The sequence below is a fragment of the Streptomyces pathocidini genome (assembly GCF_001418495.1).
GTDB classification, from domain to species: Bacteria; Actinomycetota; Actinomycetes; order Streptomycetales; family Streptomycetaceae; genus Streptomyces; species Streptomyces pathocidini.
The window spans coordinates 1-8,832 of record NZ_LIQY01000389.1 but is presented as its reverse complement, the minus strand read 5'-3'; the positions used below and the strand labels follow the sequence as shown (position 1 = coordinate 8,832).

Sequence of the window (8,832 nt, the reverse complement as noted above, 5' to 3'; positions counted from 1 at the left end):
GAGTTCGGTGCGGAGGGTGGGGGAGAGGGCGGCCCACCAGGACGCCACCTCGGCCGGCGGGGCGTTCTGGCCCGGCATGCCCAGTTCGGCGAGGACGGTCGACGTCAGGGCGTTTGCGGAGGCGAGTTCGATGCCGGTGCCGAAGCGGCCGGCGGCTCCTCGGCGGGCCTGTTCGGTGAACCGCCGGATGACGCGGGCCGCCTCCTCGTCGGCGTGCGTCGCGTCCGCCATCACCTCGCGGATACGTTCCGCCAGGTCCCCGGCGCGCTGGGCCTGTGCCTGCTGCCAGACCCGCCGGTCGGGGTCGTTGCGTTCGTCCTCGGCGAGTTCGGGGTGGCGCACCGAGCCGTCGCTGTAGACGGTGAGGTTCTGCTCCTTGGCCTCGGCCAGCAGGTTGCGGAGGCGGGTCTGGTGGAAGGAGAACATCTCTCCGGCGGCACGTAACACCCTACCCACGGCGTCGAGTTCTTGGGAGCTGACGCGTAATGCCCCCTCCAGCCGGTCCAGTTCTGCTGTGGCCCAAAGCGCCGCCGTGCCCGTCCAGCCGGATTCCTGGACCCTGCGGAAGACCTTGTCCGCGCACTTCCGCGCGTACCACGTGAAATTCCCCGCCGCCTCGTCCCAGGCGTCCCCCGCGTCGATCAGATCCAGCGGCCTGGCGCTCCGCAGCTCCTCGATCTCCACGTTCACGACCCCCCGGTGCGGAACAGGTCGAGCGGGTTGAGCTGCCGGATCGTGTGGTGCGCGACCTCGTCCCCGTCGCGGTAGTTGTCGGCGGTGCGCACCAGTTTCCCACCGGCCGAATCCAGGCCTTCCGCCAGCGACTTGAGCGCCTCCGACCACGCCTGGGCGCACGCGCCGAGCGCGCGGGCGGTCTTCCAGTCCGCCAGCCCCGCCACCGCCGCGTCGCTCGCCACCGCGATCTTCGGAAGCTCCTCGCGCAGGGCGCTCGCGAAATGCCGGGCGGCTCTGCCCGAGCCTTCCAACTCATCGGGCTCAACGCCGAATTGGTCCATTTACCCCGCCTCTCGCCAAGGCCGGACAGTGGTCCATGCGGTTGGCAGGGTAAGCGGGCATACTCGCCCCCGGCCATAGCGCCTCCGGCGCGGACCAACAGTTTTCGGCCGCCCGCCGACCGCGTGCCTCCCGCCGACCGCGGGCCCGCCCGCATGCCGCGTGCCGCCCCCACTGGCGCTGCCCGCCCTGAACCGGCCGCCGCCGACCGAGGCCGCCTGCCTTTCGACAGCGTGCTGGCTGCCTGTCGAGCGCGAGCGGACCTCGCTGTCGTCGCCTGCGGACCACTGCCACCCGCCCGCCGCCGACCCCCGTCGGCACTGGCCGCTGGTGGCCGCCCGGGCTAGTAGCTCAGTGAGGCGAGCCAGTCGCCTCGGCCTCGGCGGGTGAGGTCCAGCAGGTGCCATACGGGGCTCAGCAGGTCGATGCCTCGCTGGTCGATGTCCTCGGACAACCGGGGATGCGCCGAGTAGACGTGGCGCACCGAGCCGTCGTCGTCGCGGGTGAACACCGACACCGTTGAGTCCTGCTCGCCCTCGGCGTTCTCGCTGTTCAGGTCGTACTTGAACGTGCCGGCCCCGGCGCTGAGCAGACGCACGTTCGTCCACCCCCGGTTACGGGCGTGGGCCCGGAGCGCGGGCAGGTCGGCCGCGGCGACGATCGCCAGGTCGACGTTCTGCGCGATGTGGTGGGCCACCCCGTTGAACCCGTCGATCCACATCGTGCACATGGGGCACGGCTCGGTCTGCCGCTTGCCGTACATGAGGTGGTAGACGATCAGCTCCCGGCCGGGCCGGGAGAACAGCTCACTCAGGCGTACGGTCCGTGTCGGGGCGTCACCTGCCTGGAGGTCGGCGGGGCCCTCCTCGAACGCGTAGTCCTCGACGACCGGGCCCAGCGGCAACCCGCGACGCAGCCCGGCGACGCGCTCGCGCTGGCGCATCAGCTCGATCTCGGCCTGCCGGAGCTCCTCGCGGGCGCGGACGTATTCGGCCGACTCCCCGGTGAGATTGGTTTGGCGCACCGCGCCAAGCTATGCCTGCGCGCGGCATATGCCGGACGCCGACACGCGCTACGGGTATCCGGGCGCGGCACACGCGCTACGGGGTGTCGTACGCGCCCGACTTGATCGCGCGTATCAGCGCGCCGAGCCGGGCGGAGGTCGTCGTGACGACGACCTCCGGGTCGTCGCTCTCGCGGAGGTGGAGCGTTCCGGCGGCGCAGGCGCCGATTTCCACGCAGTCGTTGTCTGGGCCTCCGCCGGAGAAAGAGGACTTCTGCCACTGGATGGTGGTGGACACTGCTACGCCTTTCGCAGGTCGCGCGCGATGCGGTGGATGAGTTTGCGCGATTCGGCGACTGAGAGGACTGAGGCCTCGATCCGCTGGAAGAGGGATCGGTACCGCCGTAGTTGGGCCTCGGCGTCGACGAAGATCACGCCATGGGCGGTGTCGATGTGGACCGTGTCGAGCTGTGGCACGGAGCCGCCCGCGTAGAGAATTGAGTAACCGGTGCCCGCAAAGTCATCCACGTCGAACGGGATTACGCGGACGGTTACCTTGTCCCGTTCGGACATCTCCAGTACGTGTTCCAGCTGGGCGCGGGCGACTTTGGCGCCGCCCACTTTGATGCGCAGCGCAGCCTCGTGGACGATCGCGTCGAACGGGCTGTCCTGCAGGACGTCCTTCCGTCGCATGCGGAACTCGATGTGGGCGTCAAGATCCCGTGGCGGCAGGTCGGGCGAGTTGTAGCGGAAGACAGTCCGCATGTGGTCCTCGGTCTGGAGGATGCCCGGGATATGGATGACTTGGAGCGCCCGGAGGCTGGTGGCGTGGTGCTCCAACTCGGCGAGGTCCAGGGACATGGGCCCGACGACCCCGCGGAACTCCTCCCACCACCCCTTGCTCCGCTCGTTCGCCATCGTGACCAGCGCGTCCACGAGTTGGTGGTCGTCGCACGCGTAGTGCCCGGCCAGGCGCCGGATGCGGTCCTCGCTGATGCCGAAGCGGCCCGCTTCGATGTGGCTCATCTGGGTCGAGCCGGAGCCGAGTAGCGCGGCGGCATCGCGCGCCGTCACACCGGCGGCTTCGCGGAGCTTGCGCAGCTCCGCGCCCAGGCGTTCCTGACGCGCCGTCGGTGTACTTCTCGGCGGCATGGCGGACCTTCCTCGTGTCGCTCCCGAGTGTGCCGGTCCACCCTGTCACGGTCCACCTCGAAAGAGGCAACTTCGCCGGACATGGTTGCTACGTAGCAAGGCTGTCCCCTAGCGTCTGTGGCGTATCACACGCATGAGGTAGTCGCCTCAACTCCCCCTGTCTGAAAGGCCATTGCCATGCTCGACGTCTTCGTCCCCGACTCCTACACCCTCTTCTGTCCACCCCTGGACACCTCCCCCGGGATCGCCCGCGACTTCGTCGCCAACGTGCTGCGGGCGCGCAACCTCACGCAGCTCGTCGACGCTGCCGCGCTCTGTACGTCCGAGGTGGCGACCAACGCGTACCTCCACGCGCGGGGGGTCGTGCGGGTCACCGTGTACGACGGGGTCGCCGCCAAGCTGCCCGCGCCGCAGCGCCTCACGCCCGACCTGGAGGGCGGGCGCGGCCTCACCATCGTGGACGCGCTGACCGAGGGGCAGTGGGGGACCACCACCGGGGCGCCCCTGGGGCTGGACGGGTTGGGCAGGCCCGACGGGCTGGACGGGCGCGGTGGGCCCGGCGAGCTCGGTGGGCCCGGCGGGCGCGATCGACCCGCCGAGCCCGTCCAGCCCGACGCCGAGGCCTACGGCCTCAACCACCCCAAGGGCAAGGGGGTTTGGTTCAGCCTCCCGCTCGTGCCGAAGGCAGCAGCGCTCGTCTGATGCGGGGCGTCAGCGGGGTCTCCACCGCGCGGTAGAGCAGCCACGCCAGCCCCAGCATCACCCCTACCGCCCCGAACAGCACCGCCCACGGCGGCAGGCCGAGCGTGCCGTGCAGGGCTCTTATCGCGACCCATCCCAGGTGCTCGTGCACCAGGTAGAAGGGGTACGTCAGCGCCCCCGCCACCGTCAGCCAGCGCCAGTTGGCCCACCGCAGGTACCCCAGCGCGATCGCGGCGACCGCGGCGAAGCCGACCGTGACGATGGCGATGATCACGTACGACATGCGGTACGAGAAGAAGTCCGGATTCGGCGGGTGCCAGAGCCTGTCCACCGCGTAGTGTTGGCCGATCAGCCAGCTCACCGCCACGATGCCCCAGGCGGTCATGTCCCGCCGGTCCCGGTGGACCAGGTAGAGGCCGATGCCGCCGATGAAGAACGGGGCGTACTCCGGCATCAGGACGATGTCCAGCAGCGGCTGGTTCGCGCCCTCCGCCACCACCGCCGACAGCAGCCAGACCGCGCAGAAGAGGACCACGCGCGAGCGGTTCGCGCCGGGCAGGACCACGAACAGGGCGAACAGCGCGTAGAAGCGGAGTTCGGCCCACAGCGTCCAGCAGACGCCCAGCACGCGCTCCACGCCCAGCGGCTGCTGAAGCATCGTCAGGTTGACCAGGGCGTCGCTGGGGGAGACCGCCTCCCACGCCACCCACGGGAGCGCGAAGACGGCCGTCACCAGGATGATCGCCGCCCAGTAGGCGGGGAAGAGGCGCGCGACGCGGGAGGCGAAGAAGGACCTCAGGGGGCGTCCCCAGCCGCTCATGCAGATCACGAAGCCGCTGATGACGAAGAAGATCTGGACGCCCAGGCAGCCGTACGCGAAGAGCTGCGAGGAGGCGGGGAACAGCTCGCCCGGGGAGGTTCCCCAGGCCTCGGCGACCTCGCCGTCGCGCCCGCCGTAGTGGTAGAACGCGACCATCAGGGCCGCTATCAGCCGCAGGCCGTCCAGGGCGCGGAGCCGGGGCGCGGGGCGCGGGCCGCGCGAACGCGGGCCCGGCGCCCCGGGATTGCCCTGCGGGGCATCCGCCCCCGGGGCTACGGGCGGTCTGGCGCCGGGGGCCTCCGGCAACGGCGACTTCGGAAAGGCGGGGGCCGAGGTCATCCGAACGCGGCCTTCTTACCGGACTTGGCTATGGCCGCCTTCTTCCGGGCGATTCTGCGCTGCACGGCGCGCGCCCGGCGGGCCATCCGCCGCACCGTCGCGTTGCGCGGCAGGAACGCCAGCTGCGAGGGGATCGCGCCCGGCAGCGCCAACGAGGTCAGGCGGCGGCGCTTGAAGTAGCGCCAGGTGTGAGCGTCGAGTCCGGTGGAGAGGTAGCGCTCGGCGGCGGGCCGCAGGTCCGGGTAGATCTGCGCCTGCATCGCGTAACCGACCGCCTTCAGCAGGCCGGTGAGGCCGTCGTCGGCGGCGTTCCGCTCGGCGGTCGACGGCTCCCAGTCGCGGACCGCGGCCGGGTCGGTGACCTCGGGCAGCAGCGCGTCGACGATCGTGACCGGCACGCGGTTGCTGTTCTGGTACGGGGCGAGCCGCTCCAGCAGCAGGGCGGTGCCGGTGCGCGCGACCGGCAGCCCGTACAGCGCGCTCGCGGTCAGCAGGGCGGTGGAGAAGCAGCCGATGACGATCGCGGGGCGCATCCGCTGGTAGAGCACCTCGGCGAGCAGCGGCGAGTCCAGGACGGTCAGTTCGACGCCCAGCTCGCCCGCCTCCTTCTCCAGCATCCGCGACCAGCGGGCGGGCGCGGTCGGATGCGGCTTGAACACGACGCTCGTGTGGCCCAGTCGGGCGGCCGAACGCACCATCGTGACGTGCAGCCGCTCCTCCTCCTCGCTCGTGAGGATGCCGAGGGAGGACATGTACTGGCCGAGCAGCAGGGCCGGGGACTCCAGATCGGGCAGGTCCGCGGTGTCCGCGGCCCGCGCCAGGTCCGCCAGGACCCGGGTGAACACCTCGGTGGGCACGATCTCCGGTTCGACGCCGAACTCGGTGAGCAGCAGCGGCCGCAGGCCCGGTACGAGATCCAGGTGCAGCAGGCGGCGGATGCGGGTGCCGACCAGCGGGTCGAGCTTGTTGCGCGTCGGGCCGTAGCTCATCAGCCCGTCCGCGTACACGTCGATGGGCGCGCCCGGGAAGAGCTGGGCGAGCGCCAGTGCGGGCTGGACCTGGATGGACTCCACGACCAGCTCGACCGCGTCGTCACCCAGGTCCCACAGCAGCCGCAGATGGCGCTCCCACAGCGGCGCGTCGTCCTGGCGCGGCACCCAGCCGCCCGGGTGGAACGGGCTGATCGTCTCGTTCCAGGACAGCACGTCGTCGAAGCGGCCGCGCAGCCGGTCGAAGCCGGGCATGGAGTCCAGCGACGGGGTCGTCTCGGGGGTCGTGGCGTTGTTGCTGACGAGCAGGACGCGCCGGGTGGCGGGCTCGAAGCAGTCGGCGTCCAGGGCGGCGGCGAGGGTGGCCGCTCCGTAGAGCGTGGAGGCGAAGAAGATCTGCGTCTTCCCGCGCGGGGCCTGGTCGTTCATGGGTGTCCCCCCGGTGGTCGGCGCGGCCATCAGGCGGCCACCTCCGCGGTCGCGGAGGACGCGGAGCGGCGGCGCAGGCGGCGCAGCCGGGAAGCGCGTTCGTGGTCCATGGAGTCGAGCGCCTCCAGCAGGACATCCTGCGGCATGCGCCGGAGGGCGGCCGCGCTCAGGGACCGCAACTTACGTGCCACGGATGGTTCGAACCTCTCGATGGAGCCGAGATGATGGGCGATGATCGCGCAGTAGGTGCGCACGGCCTTGGGCAGCAGGTCCGCCGCGTCCGGGTCCTTCGCGGTCTCGTCGATGACCTGGTCGAAGGCGCGGATGAAGTCCAGCTGCCGGACGTCGCCGATCTGGGTCAGGGACGAGGCGACGCCGCGCCGGTAGAAGACGCCGAGCAGGCCGACGACCGCGAAGGACTCGGCCTCGCGGTGCAGCCGCCAGATCCACGGCCGGTCCTCGGCCGTGCGCAGCCCGTGCCGGAAGTGCAGCAGCCCGTTGTCCACCAGCCGGCGGTGGTAGATGCCGGCCCAGGCGTACGGGTAGTCCACGGAGGTCGAGCGGTCGGCCGGCAGGATCGCGTCGCGCGGGTTCAGCACGGTGTCGCGCATGCCGTGCGGCGCGCGGGCGATCGTACGGGCGCGGGCCGTGCACTGGACGTGGTCGGTGCGGACGAAGTCGCAGCCCAACTCCTCGATGGCGGCGAGGAGTTCCTCGTAGTAGCCGGGCTTGAGCCAGTCGTCGCCGTCCAGGAACGTCAGGTACGTACCGCTCGCGGCGTCTATTCCGGTGTTCCGTGCGGTGGCGAGACCGCCGTTCTTCTCGTGCCGCACGACGACCGCTCCCGGCAGGTCGCGCGCGGCGCGGTCGAGGATCTCCGGAGTCTCATCCGTCGAACAGTCGTCGACAAGAATGAATTCGAAGTCCTGTCTCGCGTTCGCACGGAGACTTCTGAGGGTGTCGGGTGCGTATGTCTGCACGTTGTAAAACGGCACGATGACGGAGAGCTTAACCACCCGCGAGACGCTAGGCGGGGTCCCGGCATTCGTCTTGACGTGCGGTGAGCCTGAAGGTGAACGAAGTATGGCGGAATCGTTAACCAGTCGCTCCCGCAAGCCGGTTAGCCATTCGTCGATGCTCTGTTAACCGTTTGTTGCACTTGAGTTGGGCCGCCCATCGGAATGGCTTCCTAGCGTCTTCGGCGTGCCAGCCAGTAGCAGTAATCGACCGCGAGTTGCCGTACTCGCCGATTCCGATACGCGATGGAAATGGGGCGCACTCACTGCGAACCGCCTCGTATCGGACATCCAGTTCGACGGGTACCTCCTGCGCGGCCGTGCGACCCCGACCCCTCGCCAACTCGACGAGGTGGGCGTCCGCGCGGACTCGCTGCGCGAGGCCACCGCCGCCGACTTCCTCCGCGCCATGGGCCGCGAGCCCTACGACTTCGTCGTCCTCGCCTGCGTGGGCGGCGCTGTCCAGGCCATGCTCCACGGCCTCGCGCGGGCCTGGCACGGACGCGAGAAGCGCCCCGTCGTCATCACCGGCTACGTAGGGGTCGTCTACGAGAAGCTGGCCGACGGCCTTCTGCTGCGCCACGGCGCCGACCTGGTGCTCGCCAACTCCCGCCACGACGCGGACCGCTTCCGCGACGTCTACGAGGGAGTCGGCGCCGACTCCGGCAGCGTCACCGAGACCGCGCTGCCCTTCCTCGGCGGCGCCCCCTACAAGGAGTCCGGCTACAAGGAGTCCGGCGACCGCCCGTACACCGTCACGTTCGCCGCCCAGCCCTCCGTGCCCGTCAGCCGCGCCGACCGCGGCTACCTGCTGCGCCGCGCCGCCGGGCACGCCCGCCGCCACCCCGACCGCGAGGTGCTGGTCAAGCTCCGCTCCAAGCCGGGCGAGCACACCACGCACATCGAGGAACTGCCGTACCAGAAGCTCGCGGCCAAGGTCCCCGGCGGCCTGCCCGCCAACTGCCGCCTGGTCTACGGGCACATGGGCGAGGTGCTCGACCGCACCGACCTCCTGGTCACCGTCAGCTCCACCGCCGCCCTGGAGTCCCTCCACCGGCGCATCCCCACCGCCGTCCTCACCGACCTCGGCATCCGCGAGATCCTCGGCAACCACCACTTCCTCGGCTCCGGCTGCCTCGCCTCCTGGGACGAGCTCGACGCCGGCCACCGGCCCGAGCCCGACCCCCGCTGGCTCAGCCGCCAGGGCGTCGCCGCCGACGGGCAGTACGAGACCGCCTTCGACGAGGCCCGCGCGCGCGTCGCCGGACTCCTCGCCGCGGACCGCCTCCCGCCCATCAAGCCGTACTACACCCCCGCCACCGCCCCCGGCTACCTGCCCGGCATCCTCGCCCGGCACCACCTCGACAC

At 70.8% G+C, this 8,832-nt stretch carries 9 protein-coding genes and 1 pseudogene; 2 read left to right on the top strand and 8 right to left on the bottom strand.

From position 1 onward, the window contains the following. The 5 genes and pseudogenes from AOK16_RS18440 to AOK16_RS18420 all read right to left on the bottom strand — a co-directional run. Positions 1 to 690, bottom strand: a pseudogene (locus AOK16_RS18440) (alpha/beta hydrolase); the annotation flags it as partial. Beyond that, on the bottom strand, positions 687 to 1,016 hold the full coding sequence (locus tag AOK16_RS18435) for a WXG100 family type VII secretion target (protein WP_055473331.1): 330 nt from the start codon (positions 1,014 to 1,016) through the stop codon (positions 687 to 689). The gene AOK16_RS18435 and the pseudogene AOK16_RS18440, both read right to left, overlap by 4 nt. 341 nt (positions 1,017 to 1,357) lie before the next feature. Continuing rightward, positions 1,358 to 2,038, bottom strand: coding sequence for a DUF899 family protein (locus AOK16_RS18430; RefSeq protein WP_055473330.1), 681 nt, complete (start codon positions 2,036 to 2,038; stop codon positions 1,358 to 1,360). 76 nt (positions 2,039 to 2,114) lie between these two features. Beyond that, positions 2,115 to 2,315 carry a DUF397 domain-containing protein gene (locus AOK16_RS18425; RefSeq protein ID WP_055473329.1) on the bottom strand — a complete coding sequence of 67 codons (201 nt, stop codon included), beginning with the start codon at positions 2,313 to 2,315 and terminating at the stop codon, positions 2,115 to 2,117. Between the two features lie 2 nt (positions 2,316 to 2,317). Then, positions 2,318 to 3,169: a helix-turn-helix domain-containing protein gene (locus tag AOK16_RS18420; RefSeq protein ID WP_055473328.1), complete on the bottom strand. Its 852-nt coding sequence runs from the start codon at positions 3,167 to 3,169 to the stop codon at positions 2,318 to 2,320. 177 nt (positions 3,170 to 3,346) lie between these two features. Here AOK16_RS18420 and AOK16_RS27695 point away from each other — a divergent pair, with 177 nt between their 5' ends. Further along, positions 3,347 to 3,871 (top strand): ATP-binding protein, encoded by a 525-nt coding sequence (locus AOK16_RS27695; RefSeq protein ID WP_055473327.1) that lies wholly within the window; start codon positions 3,347 to 3,349, stop codon positions 3,869 to 3,871. On the opposite strand, the gene AOK16_RS18410 is transcribed toward AOK16_RS27695, so the two are convergent. From AOK16_RS18410 to AOK16_RS18400, 3 genes are read right to left on the bottom strand one after another with little or no spacing between them, the layout of a single operon-like run. After that, positions 3,831 to 5,030 carry an acyltransferase family protein gene (locus tag AOK16_RS18410; protein WP_079101528.1) on the bottom strand — a complete coding sequence of 400 codons (1,200 nt, stop codon included), beginning with the start codon at positions 5,028 to 5,030 and terminating at the stop codon, positions 3,831 to 3,833. The genes AOK16_RS27695 and AOK16_RS18410 overlap by 41 nt on opposite strands. Beyond that, on the bottom strand, positions 5,027 to 6,448 hold the full coding sequence (locus AOK16_RS18405; protein WP_055473333.1) for a polysialyltransferase family glycosyltransferase: 1,422 nt from the start codon (positions 6,446 to 6,448) through the stop codon (positions 5,027 to 5,029). Before AOK16_RS18405 ends, AOK16_RS18410 begins: the two co-directional genes overlap by 4 nt. A 29-nt stretch (positions 6,449 to 6,477) precedes the next feature. Next, positions 6,478 to 7,464, bottom strand: a complete 987-nt coding sequence (locus tag AOK16_RS18400; RefSeq protein WP_055473326.1) for a glycosyltransferase family 2 protein — start codon at positions 7,462 to 7,464, stop codon at positions 6,478 to 6,480. Positions 7,465 to 7,651: 187 nt separating this feature from the next. Here AOK16_RS18400 and AOK16_RS18395 point away from each other — a divergent pair. Further along, positions 7,652 to 8,832 (top strand): DUF6716 putative glycosyltransferase (locus AOK16_RS18395; protein ID WP_055473332.1); only part of this gene is annotated, 1,181 nt, incomplete at its 3' end.